Genomic DNA, 24,804 nt, shown 5'->3' with positions numbered 1-24,804 from the left:
ATTAACTATTTGGTTTTGTGCTAAACGCAAATTCTTTTCTTTTATTCTCTTTAAGGCGCATTTGCACTCCAAGTACATTATCATCTTTTTCAAGAATGGTTACGACTGCAATTACAGAATAATAATCTGTTCCTGCCTGAAAAATCAAGGTTCCCTCGTAGGTAGAGTTTAAAATGCCTTGTTTGTCAGTGTTGGAAGCAATCTTTTTTGGATGAGAAAAGGCAGCAGAACTATAAGATGCTTTGGCAAGTTTGCCTCTGCCTTCTACAAAATCATACAAAAAATCATAATTACCAATCCTTACACTTCCTGCCTCATCATTAGGATTGAATGAAAAAACAATCTTTCCCGCATATTGAAAGTCAGACCATTCTTCGGCTTCATTTACCCAGGCTTTATCAGCAACAAAGGTTTTTATCTGTGCAGAACCCACAGAGACCATAAAGATTGATAAAAGCAGCGTGTAAAATTTTTTCATAAAAATAAGATTTAGGGTTATAGCGGCAAATTTACTTTAAAATTGTAAAACCGACTAAACTCAAAATCTCAATTATTTCTGTTATTTTTTATTATTTGTTAAAAAAAACGGTCAAATCGCTTGCTATTTTTGATATTTGGCAAACTTTTGATTTTGCACCGTGATTGTTTTTCTCTTCAAACAATAAAAATATAATCGCTGCTGTATTTATTACATAATGTTTACGACAGTCTCAATTTGAGGAGCGTATTTTTTTATAGTCGTTTCAACACCTGCTTTTAATGTCATCTGATTTACGCTGCAGCTAATGCAAGCTCCTTCAAGACGAACTTTTACATGTTTATCATCCTCGATAGAAATCAGTGTAATGTCACCGCCGTCTGATTTTAAAAACGGTCTGATTTCGTCAAGTGCTAATAATACGTTGCTTGTTAATTCTTCTGTTGTCATAATATTAATGTGTCAATTTGAAAATGTGTCAATTAGATTTTTTTTTAAAACTATCTAATTGACACATTCCTCAATTATCTAATTATTTTTTTACTGCTGAGCAACCAGCCATTGTTGTAATTTTAATTGCTTCAGTTGCTGGTAAGCTTTCGTTTCTGTTTACTGTTTCCTGAACAACATTTCGAGTAATTTCTTCAAATACTTTTTCTATTGGAGAAGCTGTTTGCAATGCTGCTGGACGTCCGTAATCACCTGCTTCGCGAATAGACTGAACAATCGGAACTTCTCCTAAGAAAGGAACATTTAAGTCTTCTGCAAGGTTTTTTGCTCCTTCTTGTCCAAAAATATAATATTTGTTTTCAGGTAGTTCTTCTGGTGTAAAATACGCCATGTTTTCTACGATTCCTAAAACCGGAACATTTATATTATCCTGCATAAACATTGCCACTCCTTTTTTAGCATCTGCTAAAGCTACAGCTTGCGGTGTACTTACTACGACTGCTCCTGTGATTGGCAACGACTGCATGATAGATAAGTGAATATCTCCTGTTCCTGGAGGTAAATCAAGAAGCATAAAGTCTAATTCTCCCCAGTCTGCATCAAAAATCATTTGGTTTAATGCTTTTGCAGCCATAGGCCCTCTCCAGATTACGGCTTGGCTTGGAGCTGTAAAAAATCCGATAGAAAGCATTTTGATTTCGTAGCTTTCAATTGGTTTCATTTTAGATTTGCCGTCAACGACTGTCGAAATTGGTTTTTCATTTTCAACATCAAACATAATCGGCATAGATGGTCCATAAATATCGGCATCCAAAACACCAACTTTAAAGCCCATTTTGGCAAGTGTAACGGCAAGGTTCGCTGTTACAGTAGATTTTCCTACTCCTCCTTTTCCAGAAGCAACAGCAATAATATTTTTAATTCCGGGAATAGCGCGTCCTTTAATTTCAGGTTTCTCAGGAGCTTCTACTTTAATGTTTACTTTTACTTTTGCGTCTGGCGATACTAATTCGTGAATGGTTTTCTTAATATCATCTTCGGCTCTTTTTTTAATATGCATTGCTGGTGTATGAAGTACTAAATCTACCACAGCTTCGTCTCCAAATGTTATAACGTTGGTTACAGCACCGCTTTCAACCATATTTTTTCCTTCTCCTGCTATGGTAATTGTTTCCAGAGCTTTAAGAATTTCTTTTCTATCTAATTTCATTGTAATGAGCTTATTTTGTATCGTTAGAGATCAATTTTCAGAATAATCTTAATTTAAACTGATTTCAGAGTGCAAAGATAACAGATTAAGTTCGGATTTGTGCCCTTTTGAATTGTATTTCTTGATATTGAGATTACTCAAAATGATTCTTAAGAAATTCCTTAAATGGTTTAAACAATTCTTTTTTTTAAATCTTCTGCCAATTGATGTAAAATTTATAATTACATCGTTAAATTCTCACAAATCTTGATTATCTTTGATTGTCCTAAATCAATGATTATCAATTGTAAAAATATGTGAAAACTTATTTTTGAAATCTTTTTTTGGGTTTTCGATATTTTTTAAAAAGTTATTTTCTGCAACTTAAATTTTAAAAATATGCGAAATTTTACTTTATCATCAATTATTGTTGCCATCAGCTTTTTTGCATTTTCATTTAAGTCAATTCCAGACAAAATAAAAAGCAGCCGTTTTACAGAAAATTCACGTTATGCTGTTGTAACCATTGATGCTGCGTCTATTAATTCATTCTTTAAAAAATATCCGAAACTCAAAAAATACCAAAAAGATGTCGAAGATATTTATAAAGCGAAACAATACAAATCGATTTGGTATGATGATAAAAGCATAAGCGAATTTGGGGCTTTATTATACCAAAAAGTAAATGTGCTGAAAGATCAGGGTATTGACAATAAGATGCCCTACAAAGAAGTTATCGATGAAGCTTTTAACGAAAGCGACAACATTGTACCGCCACAGATAGACACAGAATTACTGCTGACAAGCATGTACGTTTTTTATGCGAGTAATGTATATTCGGGCGTAGATTCGGCGACTTTGAAGAAAATGGGATGGTATCTTCCGGCCAAAACCATTTCATATTCCAGAATTCTCGATTCATTAATCGTAGACAATAATAGGCTTAATGAAGACGATTATCTACTTTTTAGTCAATATTATAAACTTCAGGATGCTTTAAAGAAATACAGAAAAATTGAACAAGACAATCTCTGGCACAAGATTACAATTGACAGCGCCAATTTTAAGGATTTACGACCAGACGATACAGCGATTGCTATAAAACAAATCAGACAGCGTTTGTTTGTGGTGGGCGATCTTAAAAAAGATTCTCAAAGTGATGTTTATGATGAGGAGTTGATGGCTGGCGTTTTGAATTATAAGAAAAGATACAATTTAAAATTGAACTATGCCATTACTAGAGATCATATCAATCAGCTTAATGAACCAATCAGCAAAAGAATCAGAACGATTGTGCTGAATATGGAGCGATGCAGATGGATTCCGACCAAACTGGCAAGAGCAAACGAATATGTAATGGTCAATATTCCATCGTTTCGTTTGTTTTATGTGAAAGACGGAAAATACGAGTTGGTTTCGGATATTTTTGTGGGAAACCGTTTGAGCGAAACTGTAATTTTCAGCGGCACAATGGATCGTATTGTTTTTAGTCCGTATTGGTATGTTCCGAACAGTATTATTCAAAACGAATTGAAACTACAGATAGCCAACGATAAAAACTATCTTGCCGAGCATAATATGGAATGGAATGGAGGGAAAGTGAGGCAGAAACCGGGACCTAAAAATTCGTTGGGATTGGTAAAATTTATGTTTCCAAATCCAAATGACATTTACATGCATGATACGCCCGCAAAGAGTTTGTTTGAATTTGAAAAACGAACTTTCAGCCATGGATGCATCAATGTAAAAGAAGCCAAATCGCTGGCGTTGGCAATTCTAAAAGACGATCCGGACTGGCCTGTTGATAAAATCGATAAGGCGATGAGCGGCGAAAAAGAAACAACCTGTATGCTTAAAAATAAGATTCCGGTTTATATTGGTTACTTTACCGCATGGGTTCAAGAAAACGGAGAAGTAAATTTCTTTCCAGATGTTTACGACCGAGACGAAAACTTAGACAAGTTGCTTTATAGTGATTCTGTTACGATGAAATAAAAAAAGAAACCCGATAAAATCCTAAAAATTTTCTATCGGGTTTTTAAAAAAAATGGTCTACAAGCTTATTCGTATTTTAAATACTTCAGTACATCTATTTTGGTTACCTGATACGCTTTTGTTAAAACAATTATTAATGTTAAACACAAAAGAGAAATCAATGCGGTACCAAACGGGAGAGGAGAAATTCCAATCCTGAAAGCGAAATCTTCAAGCCATTTTTGCAATAAAATATAGGCAGGGACAATTCCGATTGCAAATCCCATTAAACAGAAAAGAACATATTGTTTAGATAATTCTTTCAAAAGAATATTGGTTTCTGCACCTAATGTTTTTCTGATGGCAATTTCTTTCAGTCTTCTCTCCATCGAAAATGATGCCAAAGCGAATAATCCGAACACAGCAATTACAATTACGACCATATTTAGAATGAAAAAAAGGTTTTTTTGCTTGATTTGTTCTTCATAAGTTTTAGCAAAAGTTTTGTTAATGAATTCATATTCAAAAGGATATTCGGAATTAACGTTTTTCTCCCAATATTTTTTCAAATTTTCCAGTGTTTCTGTTAAATTTTTTGGAGATACCTTTAAATACACATAGTTAAAGTTATTCCATTTTAAAGTTTTGAGGTTGATAAAAACCATTGGAGGAACTTTGCTTTGTAGTCCGGTAATGTGAAAATCCTTTACGACACCAACGATTCTGAATTTTAAATTTTCGGTTCCCTCGCCTTTGCTCCATCCAGAAGTCACAATGGTGTTAATGGGATTTTTCAAATTTAGAGTTTTTACCAAGGTTTCATTCATCAACATATTACTGATGGTGTCTGAGGCATATTCAGGAGAAAGATCACGGCCTTCAGCGATTTTGATATTCATCATTTTCAAGAAGTTAAAATCCATTTCAACATTTCTTGGTTGTACAAAAACGCCATTGTACGTAAATCCCGAGCTAGAATTAGTGCTTCCTCCAAAAGTTCCTGCAAATGTACTCACATCGATAACACCAGGAATTTTGCTGATTTCTTGTTTGGTAGTCAGATAGTTGTCGGTTCTTGTTAATCGCTTAGTGTTAAACGGAATCGAAATTACTTGGTCACCGCTAAAACCAAGATCTTTATCCATCATATAATTAATTTGAGAATTTACAATTAAAGCTCCGATGATAAAAAATGCCGCAACTCCGAATTGAAAAATAAGCATCGAATTTCGAATCCAAATACCGCTTTTACTTCTAGAAAAATTACCTTTTAAAACTTTTAAAGTTTCAAAATTTGAGATGTAAATGGCAGGAAATATCCCGGCAAAAATGATTACTAATCCAAAAATTAAAAAAAGCTGGAGGTAAAATTCACTGCCATTCAGGGTTAAAGTTTTTCGCAGAAAAGTATTGTAATGCGGCAATGAAAGCTCTACAATTGCCAAAGCAAAAATAATGGCAAGCGTAACAATTATGGCTGTTTCAAAAATAAACTGAGTGATAATCTGGTTTTTTGAAGCTCCAACAATTTTGCGCACTCCAACTTCTTTTGCACGTTTTATTGCCGATGCTGTTGCCAGATTGATGTAGTTTACGAGCGATAAAACCAAAATCAGAACAGACAGTCCGCCCATAATGTAAAGTAGTTTTAGATTACCGCTTCCTTCAGGAAAATTTGATCCTCCTGAGCTTTTGGTTCCATTTAAGCGAGCCGTTTTTAACTGATCCAGTATTACGAGAATTTCTCCATTTTCTTTTATGTATTGTTCTGGCGTCTGGCCGTTTTCTTTGGCATCTTTCAGTGTTCGGTTGACATAATTTACATGCTGCATTTTTTTTCTGACCAAAGCAGCATCGGCACCATTTTTAGTCTTAATCAGTAATCCGTAATTAAAATTTCCCCAGTTGTTTTTGTCGCTTTCGCGTTTTATACCGCTAAATACATAATTAGGTTCGATAGACGAAGGGCTTGTAATTTGGAAAACCCCTTTTACAATATAGGTATTGCTGCTCATTGTAATAGATTTTCCGATTGGATCTTCATTCTTGAAAAGTATTTTTGCCTGATCTTCAGAAATCGCTACACTGTTTTTTTCTTTTAATATTTCGTTTTTTTTACCTTTTATGATTGTAAAAGGAAAGAAATCAAAAAAGTCTTCGTCTGTGAATACCAGTTTTTTATTCAATAGTTTTTGCCCCTGATATTTTATAATTCCTTGATCGTACCAATTGTAAATAAAGCAAATCTTATCAATTTCCGGAATTGTGGCTTTACAGGTTTCCCCAAACGGAATCGAACTTGTTGCCCAGATGTCGCCCGTAGCTCCAATTTTGTTCAATACCTGATAAACGTTTTCCTTATTAGGATTCCATTGATCATAAGAATGTTCGTTATTCCAATACAAAATCGCGAATATCACACCCGAAATTCCGATGCTTAATCCTAAAACATTTAAAAACGAAAACAGTTTGCTTTGTCTTAAATGGTATATAAATATTTTAAACCAGTTGAAAATCATTTTTTATAATTTTTATAGTTGTTTTGGCTGTTTTAAACCGTTAAGGTTTTAGATAATCGTAAGTATTTTGAAAACAAATTCAACTACAATTACCAATGCGGCTATAATAATCTTAATCATCTTTTATTTATTTAGCGTCCATAAAAACATCAACATTTCGTTGATTTAATTTTTCAGAAAATATAATTCCGTCTTTCATATGAATCGTTCTCTGCGAAAAAGAAGCATCATAGTCAGAGTGGGTAACCATCAGGATTGTAGCGCCTTTGGCATGTAAATCGGTTAAAAGTTCCATTACTTCATTACCATTTTTACTGTCCAAATTTCCAGTAGGCTCATCGGCAAGGATGATTTTAGGATCATTAACCAAAGCCCTTGCAACGGCAACTCTTTGCTGCTGTCCTCCTGAAAGCTGTTGCGGAAAATGTTTCAATCGGTGAGAGATGTTTAATTTCTCAGCAATTGCCTCAATTTTTTGTTTTCTATCAGAAGCTTTTACGTTGTTATAGAGCAATGGAAGTTCAATATTGTCATAAACGGAAAGTTCGTCGATGAGGTTGAAATTCTGAAAAATAAAACCAATGTTTTCTTTTCTCACTTTCGCTCTTCCTTTTTCTTTAAGACCGGTCATTTCTTGGTCTAATAATTTATAACTACCGTCTGTTGCGCTGTCAAGAAGACCGATGATGTTCAGTAAAGTCGATTTTCCGCATCCTGAAGGTCCCATGATGGTTAGAAAATCACCTTTTTTAATTTCTAAGTTGATACCGCTCAAAGCAGCAGTTTCTATTTCTTCTGTTCTAAAAACTTTGGTTAAATTCTGAATTGTGATCATAATTTTTTTAAGGTTTTGAATGGTTATTAATTACGTTTTTTGATTGATGATTGAAACGATGATTTTGGTCTTTTTTGTTTCAGGTTTCTAGTTTCATGTTTTTTTCGTCGTGTTAACCTGAAACCTGAAACTTGAAACCTGAAACATAAAACTATTCCTTATTTAGCGAAAGCTCTTCAATATCTTTATAATCGGAGTAAGAAGAAGTAATGACCGATTCACCTTCTTTTAAGCCTTCCAAAACTTCGTAATAAGAAGGATTTTCTCGTCCTAATTTGATGTTTCTTTTTTCGGCTTTGCTTCCCTTTACTACAAAAATCCATTTGCCAGCCGTTTCTTGGTTGAAACTTCCTTTCGGAATGACCAGCGTTTTATTTTTCTCCGATAAAATCAATTTTACTCCAAAGCTTAAACCGTCTTGCAAGATTATGTTGTCTTTAGAAATAAATGCTAATTCGACTGTAAAACGGCCTCCTTTTACTTCGGGAATTACCTTGGTCACCAAAACTTCAAGATTTTTTCCTTTAAATTCTACCTGACCTTTTAAGCCTTCTCTAATTTTTTCAAGATAAAACTCGTCAACTTCTGCCGTAAGTTTGTATCCTTTATTCGAATCAATTTTTCCTATGCTTGCTCCAGCCTGAAAAGTCTTTCCTAAAACAGGTTCAAAAGAGGTTAGCCTTCCCGTTTCTGGAGCTGTAATCAAGAAGTTTTTTTTGTTGTTTCTAAGAATTTCAAGACTTTTTTCCATAGTCTGAATCGAACGGTTGATTTGTGAAATCTGAACCTGATTGCTTTGTTTTTCTTTTTGAATGCTTTGTTGGATCGTTTTTTTGCGTTCTTCCTGAAAACGAAGACTTTCTCTAAACGTATTCCAATCGTTTTTTGAAATCACATCTTTATCAAACAATTTCGAATTCATGTCGTACAATCTTTTGGCGTCGTTATAATCGTGTTCGATTAAAACCATATCTTTTGTCAGGTTCAATTCCTGATTTCTGATGTTTAATTTTCCAGTATTAAGATTGTTGATCTGTTCTATAATAGCTGTTTCCTGCGTTAAATAATTCAGTTCGGTATTTGGGTTGTACAAACGTGCGAGTGATTGTCCTTTGGTTACCATTGCGCCATTTTCTACAAAAATCTCTTTTACAGAACCTCCTTCGGTTACGTTTACCAGCATCACATTGAGCGGTTCTACTTTTGCTTGAAAAACAACAAAGTCCTCAAAAAAATCTTTTTCTGCTTTCTGAATTACCAATTCATCGGCTTTTACATTCAGGGTTCTTTTAGTATTAAAAGCAAAAAATACGATAACTGCAAAAACTAAAAATACAGCAATTGCTATTGTGAGATATCTAAATTTTTTATTTTTACGAGGAATTAACTTGTCCATTTTCTTTAATAATTTACTGATAATCAATAGGTAAATACTGTGCCATAAAATTTATTATTTATAAAGTATTGATTTTAAAGAGTCTTGAAAAAACGACCTTAAACAACAGTGTTCGATAATGAACAGTTGACCGTTCAAAAACGAACACAAAACAGACAACATGCGAAAAAAACAAGCTCAAATATTAATTGTCGACGATCAGGAAGAAATTCTTTTTTCAGCAAAAATGATTCTTAAAAAGCATTTCGAGACTATTTTTACGACTAACAGTCCCAAAAAAATCATTTCTCTTTTGAATGAAAATGAAATTAATGTGGTTTTGCTTGATATGAATTATAGAATTGGTTTTGAAGACGGACGCGAAGGAATTCATTGGTTGAAAGAAATAAAAACACTTTCGCCCAATACAATTGTAATTTTGATGACGGCTTTCGGCAAAATTGAAACCGCCGTTGAAGGCATAAAAATAGGCGCTTTTGATTATGTTCTGAAACCTTGGAACAATGAAAAACTGCTAGAAATAATAGATAAAGCTATCATAGAAAGTAGAAAAAACAATAAAAAGACAGCAGTAGTAAAGGCAGAACAAGTAGAAAAACAATATTTTATCGGCACTTCGGCCAAAATAAAACAAGCATATTCTATCGCAGAAAAAGTTGCCAGAACAGACGCAAATGTTTTGATTTTAGGCGAAAACGGAACCGGAAAGTATGTTTTTGCGGCGCACATTCATCAGCATTCTGAACGAAAAAATCAGCCTTTCGTACATGTTGATTTAGGCTCTTTAAGCGATAATTTGTTTGAAAGCGAGCTTTTTGGATATGCAAAAGGCGCTTTTACCGATGCCAAAACCGATACAGCCGGAAGATTTGAAACCGCACAAAACGGAACTATTTTTTTGGATGAGATTGGGAATATTCCGCTTCATCTACAAGCCAAATTACTCCATGTATTGCAGACAAAAACTGTAGTGCGTCTAGGCGAAAGCAAACCGAGACCGCTTAATGTACGCGTTATTGCGGCAACCAACAGCGACATTAAAACGGAAGTGAAAAACAAAACTTTTCGAGAAGATTTACTGTACAGAATCAATACAATGGAAATAAATCTGCCGTCTTTAAGAGAAAGAAAAGACGATATAATTCCGATGGCAAATTTTATTCTTGAACAGATTGCAGAAAAATACAATCAGAATGATTTTCAATTTGAAAAAAACGCAGGACCATATCTAGAGCGATATCCGTGGAAAGGAAATGTTCGTGAAATGGAAAACAAAATTGAAAGGGCTTTGATTTTAGCAGAAAACAATATCATTTCTGTTAGCAATCTTGATATTTTGGATTTTGAAGAAATTCACGAAAATGATGAAAACCCTTTGTCTGAAATGGAGAAACTGGCTATAGAAAAAGCTTTATTCAAACACAATGGCAATATCAGCAGAACTGCTGAAGAACTAGGTTTGTCACGTGCGGCTTTGTACAGAAGAATTGAGAAATACGATTTGAAGAATTGAGTTTAGCCACAGATTAAAAAGGATTAAAAAGGATTAAAAAGATTTTTTTCTTTCTGTTAAATCAAATTGTACAGCGTTAAAAATCATATTAATCCTTTAATCTGTGGCAAAAAAATAAGATAAAATAAATGAAAAATTGGAAGTTTTTTAACGCGCTATTTGTGAGAGTTTTGTTTGTCATGGCTCTTTTTTTGTGCAGTGCTTTGTTGTTATACAAAGGCTTTCGTTTCAATGCACTTTTAATAGGGATCTTTATTCTGATTTTTTTATTTGAAATGTATTTTTTTGTCAAAAACCAGCTTTTGTTTTATGACAAAACAATCAATTCTATTCTGAATAATGATTTTTCTGCCAATTTTCCAGAGGAATATAAAAAAGATAATTTCCGTAGTTTATATGAGTTGTATGATGCCTTAAAAATGCAGAGACAGGAACAGACTTCAAAAGAACTGATTTATCGTTCGATTTTGAATAGCATCGATACCGCAGCTTTGATTCTTGAAAAGGAAAATGATACTTGGTCTATTTTTATAATGAATGACTGTTTCTCTAAATTATTTAAAGTACCAAAAGTAAGTCATTGGAAATACCTGAAAAACTATCTTCCGGGACTTTGTAGTGAAATTGAAAAGGTAGGTTTCGGCGAATTTAAAACCGCTATTTCTATCAAAATCGAAGATCAAGATTTGCAGACTTTTATGCTTCAGACTTCGCTTACACAGACTTACAATAAAGAATATTTTATCATTTTATTGGACAGTATTCAACGTGTAATCGAGAAAAAAGAAAAAGAAGCCTGGATTAATTTAATGAAAATTATTTCGCATGAATTGATGAACTCTCTAACTCCAATTCGAGCGCTTTCGCAGAATCTGCTTCACATTGTCGATCAGGACAAATTAGAAAATGATGATTTTGAAGATATTAAGAGTAGTATTTCTACCATTATAAACAGAAGCGATCATTTGCAAGTATTTGTTGAGAATTATAGAAAGCTCGCGATGTTGCCATCACCAAACAAACAGATGACTCCGATTAATGTTTTGTTTGAAGATTGCCTTCGAATCATGACTCCGATTTTGAAAGCTGAAAACATCGAATTGATTAATGAAATTAATAGTTCCCGTTCTATTTTGATTGATAAAAACCAAATGGAACAGGTAGTTATTAATTTGATTACCAATAGTATTCATGCTTTAAAAGAAAAAGCAGAAAAGAAATTGATTCTTTCAAGTTATACCGAAAACAATCGTTTTTTTATTGTAATTTCTGATAATGGAAGAGGAGTTGACCCAGAAATTCGGGACAAAGTTTTCCTTCCGTTTTTCACCACCAGAAAAGATGGTGCAGGAATTGGCCTTACGCTTTCTAAAAATATCATCGAAGCGCATGGCGGTTATCTAAGTTACCAAACCGATGCCGAAAAAACCGATTTTGTAATTTGTCTCATTTAATGAATATAATCTTTATCAAAGTTCTGAAACTTTGACAAAGATTTCTTGTATAGTTTGAAATTTGGAGTTTATTTGTTGGAATTTAATATCTCAATTATCTTATCTACATTCACTTCGCTGTAATCATTAATATAAAAATCACAAGGAGGCAATTGTTCTTTGGTGTGCGTGCTTAAAACGCCAACGACTTTCATTCCTGCATTTAGTCCTGCAGTAACGCCAGAAAAAGAATCTTCGAAAACGACACAATCAGATGGAGAAACTCCGACGCGTTCTGCCGATTTTAAATAAACTTCTGGATTTGGTTTATGAAATGTAACGTCCTCGCTTGACATCATCGAATCCATTTTTTGGTCTAATTTCAAGAAATTGGCAATCAAATCCAGATTGGCACGCGGAGCCGAAGTCGCAACGGCGGTTTTAAAGCCGCGGGATTTTAGTTCCTCTAAAAATTGCATATAATGCGGAATCGTTTCTACTTTGTCTTTATAAATTTCACGAAACATTCCTTCTTTTTCGTCTTCCAATTTCAGCAATTCTTCTCCTTCAATCGTACGTTTGAAGAAATGTGTCATGATATAACTATTGTGTTTTCCGTACATATGTTCTTCAAATTCTTGATTGGTGTACGGAATTTTATATTTATTGAAAAATTCTTCAAAAGCGATTACATGATGCGGATTAGTGTGACAAATCACGCCATCCATATCAAAAATTACACATTGCTGGCTCATAGATTTTATTTGTTTTTTTACGGTTGCAAGATAAGTTTTTCCACAGAGTTGTAAGGAGGTTTCTTGCAGAGTTTTTTTAATCTCGCAAAGGCGCAGAGGCGCAAAGTTTTGTTTTAAGATTGCATTGAACGCACAGTTTGTCATTTCGACGAAGGAGAAATCTCCGCAAGTAACTCCGTAAAGAAAAGCTAATCTTTGTAGAGCTTCTCACGGAGATTTCTCCTTCGTCGAAATGACAAAAATGCGAGAAAAACTTTGCGTCTTTGCGACTTTGCGAGACTAATTGACAAAGATTTGCAAAAACTTGAAACCTGAAACTTGAAACAAAATTTAGCCTATCCAAATTTTAGTTTTAACCAAAGTAATGGTCTGTCTCAAATGCTGATTACAAGCAATTAGAATAATCAAAATCACTAAACTATAACCTACAATGGTGTAGATTTCCATATCGGCCAAAAGAGTCGATTGTTTAGCGATTGTACCGAAAAGCTTTTTGATTGCCAGAACATTGGCATTATCTGTAGAGTAACCTTTGGCAATAAAACTTTGCGTTGTACTTGCAATAGTTTGCTGTGATTCTAGATTTTCGCCGGTTACGAATTGACTTAGTTTTAAAAAGTGTTTTTTATTTAAGAAAACCATTGCATTTTGCATGACGCAAAAGCCAATCGTACTTCCCCAAAAACGCCCCGAAACACCTACAATTCCAGCAGAAACTGCCATATTTGCTGGAACCGATGAAGTGGTAAATAAGATGAGCGGAACAAATAAAAACCCCACACCGATTCCTTGCAAAATATAGGGAATCACGATGTCGCTCAATGCTACATCGGGAACAAAAAGAAATGTAAACCAGAAATGAAATATTGCAATCAGCGTAAAACCAATCATAAAAATGATTTTGGTCGAAACGGATTTCATCATGAAAAAAGCGGCTAAAATGAGTCCTATTACGTTTCCTAATCCGTTTATGTATTGTACGCCCGCCACACGCGATGGATCCCAATTCCAGATAGAAAACATCGCCGAGTGGCAAAGACTCAGCGTTGCTCTGCTGATATAAAAAAGGAAAAACAATAAAAATCCGATTCGTAGATTGGCGTATTTTATCACCTCAAAATCAAAACTTGGTCTTTTTACCAAACGTTCTTTGAAGATGAATAATCCGCCTGTGATGAGCGAAATCATCAATATCAAAACCATTTCAGACGATTCGAGCCAATATTTTTTTTCTGCATAAACAAAAAAGTAGGCACCGCAAAGAATCGAAATCAAAACCAAAAAATAACTCATCCAATCGATTTGATACAACGGAATCTTCTTTGTAATTCGGTGCCCTTTGAAAGTAACTAAGATTAAAAAGACGTTTAAAACCTGAAGTCCGCCCGAAACATACAACATGTATTTCCAGTCGTAATGATCGAGAAACCACACGGCAATATTCATAATAAACGGCGTTGACAACAACAACGCGCCGTAATAAAATGAAAACCCAATAATAATGGCATTTTTAGTATTGAACTGTTCAATAAGCAATTGCCTGATTGTAATTACAGGAAGCGCCATCAGGATTCCTTCGGCAACTCTCATCAATAAAAAGACCGAAAAATTGGTAATATAAGCTGATGAAACAATTGTAATCCCGATTAAGGAATAAACCGCCATCAGGTAATTTTTGGCAGGAAAAAAACTCGAAAATCGGCCTTCTATTAAAATGGTTGCCAGCAGTGTTCCGTACGTTACGCACATCGCAAACTGCAAATCTTCGGGTTCAATATCGAGAAAACTCGCCGCATACGTTACGTTTGAGGTATAAACTCCCAGTAAAATCATGGAATGCAAAAGGCAAACGAACAAAATTGTAATGATTGCCCATTTTGGAACCCATGATTTAAATATACTTTTATCTTCCATTTTATTTGTGTGCAGCGACAACCGTAATGTTCATTCCCGCTCTTAAAAAATCGGTTTGTTTGTTGTTGTCTTTTAACTGAATTCTAACTGGAATTCTTTGCTCAATTTTTACGAAGTTTCCTGTTGCATTGTCTGGAGGAAGCAACGAGAATCTTGCACCACTCGCAGGCGATAACGAAGCAATTGTTCCTACAAAGACTTTGTCGTTTACAGCGTCAGCTTTAATTTCAACATCCTGCCCAACGGTTAAATATTGCAATTGTGTTTCTTTAAAATTGGCTGTAATCCATTTTTCTTTACTTACGATAGAAAGCAGCGATTGCCCTTCTTTTACCATTTGTCCAGGCTGTAAAGTTCTTTTTCCGACCCAGCCGTCGTAAGGCGCTGTAATAATGGTATACGAAAGAAACAATGCTGCATTATCTGCAACAGCTTGTTTCGAAGCAATATTCGTCTGTGTTGTCGGAACATTTGCCTGAGCAACAGAAGTGCTTAAAGCTGCAGAATGAATTCTGTTTTTCATTTCCTGAAAATGCGCTTGAGCCGATTCGTAGTCTGCCTTCACTTTTTCTAATTGCTGAGAAGTTGCCGCTTCTTCTTTAACTAAAGCTTTGTATCTTTCGTATTCTAATTTCGTTTTCCAAAGATTGGCTTTTGCAGCTTCTAATTGCGATTCGTTAATTGCCGTCGCACTTGCTGTATTGATAGCATTTTTCTCTGCAACAATACTGTTTTGTTGCGCGTTTTGAACATCGGCTAAAGCCACATTCAGTTTCGATTTATATTCTCTGTTGTCAATGACCACCAAAGTATCGCCTTTATGTACAAACTGGTTTTCTTCAAAACGAACATCCTGAACGTAACCTGTAATTCTCGACATAATTGGTGTTACGTATTGCTCGACTTGAGCGTCATTGGTTTCTTCGTGATTTCGGTTAAACGCATAAAACCAAATTCCCAAAATAACGCCACTTATAACCAGCGTGCATGCAATAATTGTTATTAGTATATGAAACGTTTTATTGCTGCTAGTTTCATTTTTTATCTTAACCATAAACTTTATATCTTTTCTGTCTATTTTTTTAGTCTATTCTCTATATTCTATTTTCTATGCTCTAATCTAAATCTCATTAGGCATCATACCCGCCGTATGCATCATTTCGTAATGTTTTAAAACAGCATCTAATCGGGTAGAGATTTTGTTGTATTTTGCCTGAAGCAAAGCGTTGTCAGCATCAACCATTTCGGTAATTAAAACCAATTGGTTCAAATATTTCAGTTTTACGATTCTGTAGTTTTCTTCAGCTAAATCCAAAGCTTTGTCAACAACGACAAACTTTTCAAGGATTTCCTGATACTGTGTATGTTCTTTAAACAGCTCATCCTGAATTTCATCTTTTATGATTTCGGTCTGCATTTCCTGCAAATCAATTTTTGTATTCGCTTTTGCCACTTTCGTCTTGTTTTTATACAAAGCCGAAATATCAAAACGAGCCTCAATTCCAATCTGACCTAAAGTGTACAAATACGGATTTGGAGGAAAAAATTTGTAGTTCGGATAATAAAAACCATAATTACCGAAGAAGTTCACACTCGGCAGATAATTTCCTTTTACCAATTGCAGTTCGGTTTTGCTGATGTTTAATTCCTGGCTTGCAATTCGCATTTCTTCGTTCTGCATTGCTTTGCTTAAATAAAAATCATACGGATCTAAGCCATTCATTTCGTCCAAATTGGCAGTCGTGTCGATTGCAATTTCTTCGTTTTCCGGAAGCTGAATTAAAGTCTTCAGATCGTGAAGCGCTATTTTAATGTTTTTGGAGTTTGTGAGCGCATTTAGTTCACGATCCGAGAGCTGTAATTCGGCGCGTATAACCTCGTTTTTGGTTACCGTTCCGTGTTTTTGAAGCGATTGCACTTCTTTTAATCGGCTTTTTTCTTCTTTGATGTTTTCCTCAAATATCTTTTGAAGTTCCATCATTTTGTAAATCGCCAGATAGTTGGCAACAACTTCCAGTTCAATATCATTTTCTGTTTTTTCCGATTTTATTTTCGCTATTTCGTTTTCCTGATTCGCAATTTTAATGGCGTTGCTAATCTTGTTTCCAACGTAAATTGGCATTTTAAAAGTAGAATTTACCTCATAGATTTCAGGAATTGCATGCGTAACTTCTTTGTCTTTTAAGAAACCACTTCCTTTAAATTCTGTAATGTTGGTAATTCTGGAGTACATTCCGTTTAGGGATACATCCGGCAACCTGAGTTCTTTTCTTTCTTTGATGTTTTGCTCAGCAAGCGTGATTTCTAGTTGCGATTTAAGGACTTTTTTATTGTTTTCCTTCGCCAGTTTCATCGCTTCTTGTAAAGAAACTGTATGGACTTCCTGAGCATGTAAACTATTGAATACTAATGTAATTAGTAAAATCAATAAGCTTCTGGGAAAACAATCTTCGTTAGAATTTGTTTTTGTAAGGAACATGAATATTTAAATAATTTATGCTGCAAAGTTCTTTCATTTTTTCCTTGGCGGATGATTCTAAAAAGTCAATAACGTATTCATTTCGGACAAACGTTAAAATTCTGTTTTTCGAAAACGTTATATCAAAATACTGATAAACAAATAGTTGAAATTGAAATTATTTCACGCAGATTTAAAGGGATTTTAGCTGATAGGCACAGATTTCTTTTTTTCTCTCGCAGATTGAGCAGATTTAAAAGGATTCTAGCAGAATACGCTGATTTTTTTTGTCTCGCAGATTTAAAAGGATTCTAACGGAATATGCTGATTTTTTTCTCTCGCAGATAAATTACAAAATATCTGCAAAATCAGCTAAAATCCTTTTAAATCTGCGAGAGAAAATTTTAGTTGTATAATAAGAAAATCTGTGAAATCAGCTTAAATCTGCGTGAAATAAAAAACTATTTGCCACGCTCCAAAATTTCCTCTCCGTTTAAGTAATCAGAAGGCCTTTGGCCTAAAATCTTAAAAAAAGTATTGCTGAAAGTCGGAACGCTATTATAACCTACTTCTAGAGCTACCTCTTTTACTGAAAGTTTTCTTTCTAATAAAAGTTCGATTGCTTTGAGGATTCTTCGAATGGTATAATATTGAATAAAAGACATCTTAAGATCTTTTTGAAATAAGCGATACAAAGAGCGTTCGCTGAAACCAAATTCATGTGCCACATCGGCAAAGAGAATTGTTTCTCCGAGATTATTTTCGATATAACGCAGGATTTTGCTTAGACGTTTGTCTTTGGGTTGAGGTAATTCTAGAGGGAGATTGTTAGTGCATATCTGCGGAAGAATCGCTTTTATGGCTTTTGCAATCACGAAATTTGGAGAGTCTTTTTTCAAATCTCCATTCCACTGATTGGTAAAAAGCATCATTTGGAGCAGCAAATTATTGACAGGATAAATGCCTTCGCTTTTGTAGAAATCACCTTCATCTTTTTCAACCGGAAAATAAAGATTTCGCATCATCACGTGTTCAGATTTTGGTTCGATACTATGTTCTAAACCGGCCGGAATCCAGATGAAATGTCTTGCGGGCAGAAAGTACGATTTCGTTTCAGTAGTGACAAAAACCACATCGCCTTCTGCGTACAGCATTTGTGCTTTTTCGTGTTTGTGAACAGGAACAAACAATTCGCCCATTATATCATGATGACAGTAAATGCTTTTTTTATCAGCATCTACCTTATTGAGATAATACTTGTCTACTTTGAATGTGCCTTGTTCCATGATATAAAGATAGGGAAGAAATAAATTCCAAATTTTTAAATTCCAAAAATGAAATCTAAAAAAATTAACCACAAAGCACGCAAGGATTTTCTCCAAAGATTACGCTTATAAACACAAAGCTATACGATAAAACTTTGCGAACTTTTACGAATCTTGGCCCAAAATAAGCCTTTGCGAACTTTGCTTAAATCTTTACGCTCAAACCCACAAAGTGTATAAAAACAAAAAAGCTTCTCATGAAGAGAAGCTTTCTACAAACTTAGGCGGTCTGGACGGGACTCGAACCCGCGACCCCATGCGTGACAGGCATGTATTCTAACCAACTGAACTACCAAACCCTGCGTTATTGTGGGTGCAAAAATACAACAGAATTTCATTTCTGCAAGCGTTTTTACGAATAAAATTTCATAAATTTTTAATTGACTAAAATCCAATATTTTAAAAACTGGCCTTAAAAGCAAAAAAGAAGAAGTTTCTTTCTTTTAACCGCAAAGAGCGCTAAGATTTACGCAAAGAATGCAAAGATTGAAACTTTTACAAAGGTTTTTCATGTAGCATTATTTATCTCGTTTTTAAACATAGCCCGTGGTTTCAACCACGGGAAACGTATTTATACACATTGTGTTCCCATGGTTTCAACCACGGGCTATATTTAATATATGATAGAAAATCTCTGTGGAGTTACTTGCGAAGATTTCTCGTCCCTCGAAATGACAAACTTTATGTAGAAATCAGAATTACGAAAAAAAATCGCAGAGCTTAATCAATTCTAAGCTTTGCGAACTTTGCCTAAATCTTTGCTCTTAGCGGTGAAAAAAATGGAATTTTTATTGTATTGATCCCTTTTTATCCCGTTTTTAAACATAGCCCGTGGTTTCAACCCCGGGAAACGTATTTATACACATTGTGTTCCCGTGGTTGAAACCACGGGCTATATTTTAATATATGATAGAAAATCTCTGTGGAGTTACTTGCGAAGATTTCTCGTCCCTCGAAATGACAAACTTTATATGAAAAATCAGAATTTCCAAAAAAACTGTATTGATCCGAATTACCTTTTACAAAAGGTCTTAAATCAAAAAAGCCATCCACAAAGTGGAAAGCTTTTCATTGGTCTAACTACTAAACCGAGCTGAGAGTTACAAATTCTCAGCAAAACAACACAACTAATCTTAGATACCGTATTTGGGCAAAAAAGCCTTTCTGTTAAGAAAGGCTTTTCCCAATATTGCGGTCTGGACGGGACTCGAACCCGCGACCCCATGCGTGACAGGCATGTATTCTAACCAACTGAACTACCAAACCTCTGCGTTATTGCGGTTGCAAAGATATAACAGAATTTCGTTTCTGCAAGTGTTTTTATAAAAAATATTTGATTTTTATTTAAAATATTATCCAAAGTTTTGTTTTTCAACTAAATAAGTAGTCAATATTTTTTCGAAATTGTCTCCCACATTTACCTGAACATACTTAATTTGGTTTTTGGCGCAGGTCAAAGACAGTTCTTTAAAGTAAGATTCTGCTCTTTTTTCATATTCTGCCTTTACATTATCGGCAAAAATAGAAACTTCTTCTCCCGATTCTAAATCGATAAATTTTCTTGGAGTATTGTCAAACTCAAACTCAAGTTCTGTTTTACTGTCAATTACATGAAATAAAACTACTTTGTGTTTGTTGTGTTTCAAATGTTGTAAGGCGTTAAAAAGTTTTTCATCATCTGCGGTCTGAAACATATCTGTAAACAAAATAATCATCGAACGACGGTGCATTTTTTCAGCAATCTGATGCAGATACGTAATAGTGTCTGTTGTTTTCTTTGTTTTTGGCTGTTCTAATAATTGTTCCAGTTTGTTCAACAGCATTCTGTGGTGGCGGTCGCTTCCTTTTTCTGGAGCATAATATTCGTAATGATCAGAGAAAACACTCAAACCAACAGCATCACGTTGCTTCTTTAGAATATTCATCAAAACTGCCGAAGCCAAGACTGCAAAACCAATCTTCTTTTCATAAAAAGGCTGATTTGATTTAAGTTCAGGATAATGCATTGAAGACGAATTATCCACAATAATGTGGCATCGCATATTGGTTTCTTCTTCAAAACGTTTTGTATATAAACGGTCGGTTTTGGCGAATAATTTCCAGTCGATATGTTTGGTGCTTTCGCCTGCATTATAGACTTTATGCTCGGCAAATTCGGCCGAAAATCCATGAAACGGACTCTTGTGCATTCCAGATATAAAACCTTCTACAACCTGGTTCGCCAGCATTTCTAGATGCTGAAAACTGGAGACTTTCTCTATTTCCGATTCAATTTTCATTCGGTTTATTTTTTAATATTTTGTGCTTTATAAAGCAAATCTGTCGCCATGAGCAATTTACGTTTTAGTATCCCGCTAAAATTAGGGTTTTCTTTTAAGAATCGCTGCACTTCATCAAAAGCATATTTAGACGAATATCTTCCAACGGTGTTATCTAGCCAATCTTTTGGAAAGAAAATATCTCCCGTACGCTGAATTTCTTCCACCAAATCTAGTGAAAATCTAATATATTTCTTCGCACTTTCCTGACGAAGCGGATGATTTACATTAGACAATCCCACAGAAACCCAAGATTCTTTCTCACGATTGGCGTCGTCTTTTAGTGATTCTATAAATTTATTTCGCACCGATTCGTCTTTTGAAAGCGATGGAAGCAAAAATTCAAAACGTTTCTTTTTATCTGGATTTGTGATTGTAGTTTTTGTTTTCTCTAAAATTTCATCGGCTTTTTCATGTTTAAAAATCGCCAGATTCATTGCCATATTGGTAAAATCGTCTTCGTTTAATTTCAATCCAGGAATCACGACTTCTTTATTCCAAATTTGATATAATTTGGCTCTAGCCGAATCAGAATAAGCAATTGAGCTGAATAATCCGAATAATGTCTTTTTGATGTTAGGTGATAAATTGGCTTGCAAACGTTCGTTCAAAACATCTTCAAGCTGTTTTTGATATTTATGCTGTTGTTTTTCGGTCAAAAATCTCCAATAAATTGTATTCAGGCTATTTGATGCAATTCGCAAAACCAATTCATTCTGCTCAGATTCAATTCCTTTCATAAAACAATCAAAAGATTTTTCGACAGAAATGTTTCCGATCAGTGTATTTTCATAAAGATTGCTGTAAGCAGAAGCTCTTGCCATTTCATCCTTTAAAGAAGCAATATAATTTAAATTATTCCCGTCAAGCGGAAAAACACCGTATCCAAAACCGTTATAATTGTAAATAACCGTAAGTGGCTTTTCAAGTCCGGTTGCTTCTTTTACAACAAAATCTCTGTCCTTAATATTAACATTCAAAACCTTTACGGTATCGGCATAAACCAAACCAATTTGAAAAATCTGAGGCCAGATATTGTCTGATTTGCTTTCTGCTTCTTGAAAAATGTAAAATTTATTGATTCGGTTTTGGGTATCATATTCAATCTTACCTGTAAAAATAGCTCTCCCGTATCGGTTTACCCAGACTTCGCTCCATTTCTTCATATCCAAAGGCGTTTCGGCATCTAGAATTTCTACGAGATTATTCCAATCAGCATTGTCATTAGCATATTTTGCAATGTATTTTTGAATTCCTTTCTGAAAAGCGGCTGCTCCCATCGAAGCTTCCAACTGACGCATCATAATCGGGGCTTTGTTGTAAATCATAGCACCGTAAAGCGAGCCAGCATCTTTCAAATTAGCCAAATACTGTCTTATCGGATGCGTTCCCAAAGAGCGGTCTTCCGCGTAAGCGCTAGGATAATGCGCTGTAAAAAACTGCAGATTATGATTGACTTTCGGGAAAATTGGATTCATGATTTTATCTGCCATGAAGTTGGCAAAAACCTCTTTCATCCAAACATCGTCAAACCATTTCATCGTTACCAAATCGCCAAACCACATATGCGAGGTTTCGTGTGCGATTAATTTTGCTCTATTTAATTTCTCGCTGTCGGTTGCACTGTTATCCAAAAACAGACTTGATTCACGGTACTGAATCGCACCAACATGTTCCATTCCGCCATATTGAAAAACGGGAATTGAAGCAAAATCCAGTTTCTGAAACGGGAATTTATAATTGGTATATTTTTCTAAAAAATCTAAAGATTGTTGGTGAAGATTGAAAATAGTATCGGTACTTGTTTTTATTTTTTCAGGATTATTTTCGCGATATAACATCGTCATTTCCAAACCTGGCTTTTGTGTTACGCTTTTGAATTTTCCCGCAACAAACGAAAACAAATAAGTACTCATTTTATCGGATTCTCCAAAAGTGTAGTTTGTAAAATCGCCTTTTTCAGTTTTCTCTTTTACATCGGCTCCAGCCAAAACAGACCAATCTTTCGGGACAGAAAGACTCAGTTTATAAGTCGCTTTTAAATCCGGCTGATCAAAACAAGGAAATAAAGTGCTCGCGCGGTCTGGAACTAATAAAGTGTACAGAAAATCATCGTTTCTGTTTAAAGATAAGTTTCCTGCGATGAATGAAATCTCGATTGTATTTTTTCCTTTAATCAAGTTTGGTCCAATAATAATATGTCCATTCTCATGCTTTATAGAAGCCTTTTTGCCATTGACAATCAATGTTTTTAGGTTTTCTGTTTTCTCTTTGAAGTCAAGATAAACATAATCTGAATTGATGCTCAAATCCAAAATTAAATTGGCATTTATATCTTCATTTTTTTTACTGGGAATCTGAAATGAAAGTCCATAACTTACATTTGAAATTTCTTGTTTACGATAAAAAGCCAAATATTGAGAAACGCCTTTGTCTAAGATGTAAACTTCTTCTGTTTTTGATTGGGAAAATCCAATCGTAATCATCATAATAGAAGCAAAAAGGCTGTAGAAAATTTTCATTTTTTAAGAATATAAGATTCGTAAAAATAAAAAATGTTTGCCACACATTAAAGGATTTCCACAGATTAAAAAAATCCTTTTAATCTGAGGAATCTGTGGCAAGAAATAAACAAAAAAGGCTGTTAAGGATTTTCATTTTTTAAGAATTATAAGATTCGTAACAATAAAAAATGGTTGCCACAGATTAAATGATTTTCACAGATTAATAAATCCTTTTAATCTGGGGAATCTGTGGTAAAAAACAAACAAAAAAGGCTATTAAGAATTTTCATTTTTTAAGAAAAATAAAAATGTTTGCCACAGATTAAAGGATTTTCACAGATTAATAAATCCTTTTAATCTGTGGAATCTGTGGCAAGAAACAAACAAAAAAAGGCTTGGCAATTGCCAAACCTTTTCAAACTTACTAATTCAAGCTATCTAAAAAACAACTATTCTGTCTGCTGAAAATCAAAACTTAAATCTCCTGCATTATAACTCGTTGCAACAGTCGTAGGGAAAGTTTGCGCCGTACCGCTTAACCATCTGTATTCGTTGATCGTAATATTTCCGGCAACAATAGGATAAACGGCATTGCTGTTATCGGCTTTGTTCTTTTTGTACCAGTCGTTAGAATTCATGGTAATCACGTATTTTTTATCTTTTTCTAAAGCTAATTCGCTGATTTCTTTACTAACCTGAACATCTGCTGTAGCAACATTTAAAGTTTCAGTGCGCAATACTGCTTTATTTGCGAAGTCCCAGATTGTGACACGTACATTTGCGTTTGTTGCAGGTAGTTTTAAGGTAATCGCTTTGATTTTTCCTTTTACGTTAGGCGTAAATACGAGTCCGAATTCATAATCTCCCGAATTTATAAAATTGCTTACCGTAGAAAAACCGGTCTGAGTATAATAAACCGCCAAAGGATTTTCTGTCTTAAAGGTTGGAGTATTGTCTTTGTCGTCGTCACTGCTGCAGGATACTGCCAGCGCAGCGGTTATTAAAATTGCAAAAATGGTTTTGAAAGTTTTCATAATACTATATTTTAAGTGTTTTGATTGATAAATAATTAAGGCTGAATGTTAAAACGTGCACAAACTTCTTCGTAGCTCATTTTAGAATAATCCAATTGTGCTGTTTTTGATGTTGCTGCCTGAGTGCCACCCGGAATTAAGATATATCGCCAGTTTAGAGTACTCGGAAGCGCCACAGTTGTACCGTCATTAGCATGTTTAAATCTGAAAAATTTGATTGATTTAAGGCTTGCAATTGCTGTAATGGTATTAGTTGACCCTCCAGCTGTTGAAGTATAAGGAAGTGTATAAATATTGGTTCCTGATCCAAAAGACATATAAGCCAAAACGGTTCCTTTTGCCATAATATCTGCTGTAAGCTGCGGTGCCGCGATAGAGGTTGACAAACCTGAAGTTCCGTCTATGGTTTCTGGTGTTCCTGCCGGAGCACTAATCCAGGCGCTGTAAATTACATTTGCTGTTCCGGTTTCTCCTTGTGCACCGTCTATTCCGTTTGAACCGTCCGTTCCGTCGTCTCCGCTGCATGAAATTATAGTTACGGCGATTAATAAAATTGTAAAAATGGTTTTAAAAGTTTTCATAATAATTTTAGTCTTTAAAAAATTAGTCAAATGATTCTTATTTAATTCAATAACCTTATTTTTGTAAAGTTCAAAAGCTTGTTTTTCAGCTTCTGAAACAATTACAAGACAAATTTGCACCAATAAAA

The 24,804-nt window shown here is 34.6% G+C and carries 18 protein-coding genes and 2 tRNA genes; 3 read left to right on the top strand and 17 right to left on the bottom strand.

From position 1 onward, the window contains the following. Window position 1: 1 nt before the first annotated feature. The 3 genes from ACFFLS_RS16250 to ACFFLS_RS16240 form a co-directional block, all read right to left on the bottom strand. Window positions 2-478, bottom strand: coding sequence for a hypothetical protein (locus tag ACFFLS_RS16250; protein WP_379684449.1), 477 nt, complete (start codon window positions 476-478; stop codon window positions 2-4). Window positions 479-688: 210 nt separating this feature from the next. After that, window positions 689-928: a NifU family protein gene (locus ACFFLS_RS16245; RefSeq protein ID WP_379684450.1), complete on the bottom strand. Its 240-nt coding sequence runs from the start codon at window positions 926-928 to the stop codon at window positions 689-691. An 82-nt stretch (window positions 929-1,010) separates the two neighbouring features. Beyond that, entirely contained in the window at window positions 1,011-2,138 is a 1,128-nt protein-coding gene (locus tag ACFFLS_RS16240) for an Mrp/NBP35 family ATP-binding protein (protein ID WP_379684451.1), read from the bottom strand. A gap of 378 nt (window positions 2,139-2,516) precedes the next feature. Between ACFFLS_RS16240 and ACFFLS_RS16235 the strand changes: the two genes are divergently transcribed. Continuing rightward, window positions 2,517-4,112, top strand: coding sequence for a L,D-transpeptidase family protein (locus tag ACFFLS_RS16235; protein WP_379684452.1), 1,596 nt, complete (start codon window positions 2,517-2,519; stop codon window positions 4,110-4,112). Window positions 4,113-4,177: 65 nt separating this feature from the next. Here the strand turns inward: ACFFLS_RS16235 and ACFFLS_RS16230 are convergent, their stop codons facing one another. The 3 genes from ACFFLS_RS16230 to ACFFLS_RS16220 all read right to left on the bottom strand — a co-directional run bounded on the left by ACFFLS_RS16230 (window position 4,178) and on the right by ACFFLS_RS16220 (window position 8,841). Continuing rightward, window positions 4,178-6,610, bottom strand: coding sequence for an ABC transporter permease (locus ACFFLS_RS16230; RefSeq protein ID WP_379684453.1), 2,433 nt, complete (start codon window positions 6,608-6,610; stop codon window positions 4,178-4,180). A 127-nt stretch (window positions 6,611-6,737) separates the two neighbouring features. After that, window positions 6,738-7,445, bottom strand: a complete 708-nt coding sequence (locus ACFFLS_RS16225; RefSeq protein WP_379684454.1) for an ABC transporter ATP-binding protein — start codon at window positions 7,443-7,445, stop codon at window positions 6,738-6,740. Between the two features lie 151 nt (window positions 7,446-7,596). Beyond that, a complete protein-coding gene (locus ACFFLS_RS16220) occupies window positions 7,597-8,841 on the bottom strand; it encodes an efflux RND transporter periplasmic adaptor subunit (protein WP_379684455.1) in 1,245 nt (414 codons plus the stop codon). A gap of 160 nt (window positions 8,842-9,001) precedes the next feature. On the opposite strand from ACFFLS_RS16220, the gene ACFFLS_RS16215 reads away from it, so the two are divergent. Beyond that, window positions 9,002-10,354, top strand: coding sequence for a sigma-54-dependent transcriptional regulator (locus ACFFLS_RS16215; RefSeq protein ID WP_379684456.1), 1,353 nt, complete (start codon window positions 9,002-9,004; stop codon window positions 10,352-10,354). A gap of 128 nt (window positions 10,355-10,482) precedes the next feature. Beyond that, entirely contained in the window at window positions 10,483-11,808 is a 1,326-nt protein-coding gene (locus tag ACFFLS_RS16210; protein WP_379684457.1) for a sensor histidine kinase, read from the top strand. 68 nt (window positions 11,809-11,876) lie between these two features. On the opposite strand, the gene ACFFLS_RS16205 is transcribed toward ACFFLS_RS16210, so the two are convergent. From ACFFLS_RS16205 to ACFFLS_RS16155, 11 genes are all read right to left on the bottom strand, one after another. Further along, complete coding sequence (locus tag ACFFLS_RS16205; RefSeq protein ID WP_379684458.1) at window positions 11,877-12,542, bottom strand: HAD family hydrolase; 666 nt, start codon at window positions 12,540-12,542, stop codon at window positions 11,877-11,879. A gap of 330 nt (window positions 12,543-12,872) precedes the next feature. Continuing rightward, window positions 12,873-14,456 carry an MFS transporter gene (locus ACFFLS_RS16200; protein ID WP_379684459.1) on the bottom strand — a complete coding sequence of 528 codons (1,584 nt, stop codon included), beginning with the start codon at window positions 14,454-14,456 and terminating at the stop codon, window positions 12,873-12,875. Window position 14,457: 1 nt separating this feature from the next. Continuing rightward, on the bottom strand, window positions 14,458-15,510 hold the full coding sequence (locus ACFFLS_RS16195; protein ID WP_379684460.1) for an HlyD family secretion protein: 1,053 nt from the start codon (window positions 15,508-15,510) through the stop codon (window positions 14,458-14,460). 66 nt (window positions 15,511-15,576) lie between these two features. Continuing rightward, the gene (locus ACFFLS_RS16190; protein ID WP_379684461.1) at window positions 15,577-16,935 is read right to left on the bottom strand and encodes a TolC family protein; all 1,359 of its coding nucleotides are present in this window, start codon (window positions 16,933-16,935) and stop codon (window positions 15,577-15,579) included. A 440-nt stretch (window positions 16,936-17,375) separates the two neighbouring features. Continuing rightward, window positions 17,376-18,200: a helix-turn-helix domain-containing protein gene (locus tag ACFFLS_RS16185; RefSeq protein ID WP_379684462.1), complete on the bottom strand. Its 825-nt coding sequence runs from the start codon at window positions 18,198-18,200 to the stop codon at window positions 17,376-17,378. Window positions 18,201-18,464: 264 nt separating this feature from the next. Continuing rightward, a tRNA-Asp gene (locus ACFFLS_RS16180) sits at window positions 18,465-18,538 on the bottom strand. Window positions 18,539-19,431: 893 nt separating this feature from the next. Further along, a tRNA-Asp gene (locus ACFFLS_RS16175) sits at window positions 19,432-19,505 on the bottom strand. Window positions 19,506-19,591: 86 nt separating this feature from the next. Continuing rightward, a complete protein-coding gene (locus tag ACFFLS_RS16170) occupies window positions 19,592-20,518 on the bottom strand; it encodes a DUF58 domain-containing protein (protein ID WP_379684463.1) in 927 nt (308 codons plus the stop codon). 5 nt (window positions 20,519-20,523) lie between these two features. Then, window positions 20,524-23,079: a M1 family aminopeptidase gene (locus tag ACFFLS_RS16165; RefSeq protein ID WP_379684464.1), complete on the bottom strand. Its 2,556-nt coding sequence runs from the start codon at window positions 23,077-23,079 to the stop codon at window positions 20,524-20,526. A gap of 431 nt (window positions 23,080-23,510) precedes the next feature. Next, on the bottom strand, window positions 23,511-24,095 hold the full coding sequence (locus ACFFLS_RS16160; protein ID WP_379684465.1) for a hypothetical protein: 585 nt from the start codon (window positions 24,093-24,095) through the stop codon (window positions 23,511-23,513). A 35-nt stretch (window positions 24,096-24,130) separates the two neighbouring features. Continuing rightward, complete coding sequence (locus ACFFLS_RS16155) at window positions 24,131-24,676, bottom strand: hypothetical protein (RefSeq protein WP_379684466.1); 546 nt, start codon at window positions 24,674-24,676, stop codon at window positions 24,131-24,133. Window positions 24,677-24,804 lie beyond the last annotated feature (128 nt).

This window comes from Flavobacterium procerum (assembly GCF_042431625.1).
GTDB classification, from domain to species: Bacteria; Bacteroidota; Bacteroidia; order Flavobacteriales; family Flavobacteriaceae; genus Flavobacterium; species Flavobacterium procerum.
This window is presented reverse-complemented; position numbering and strand designations above follow the sequence as displayed.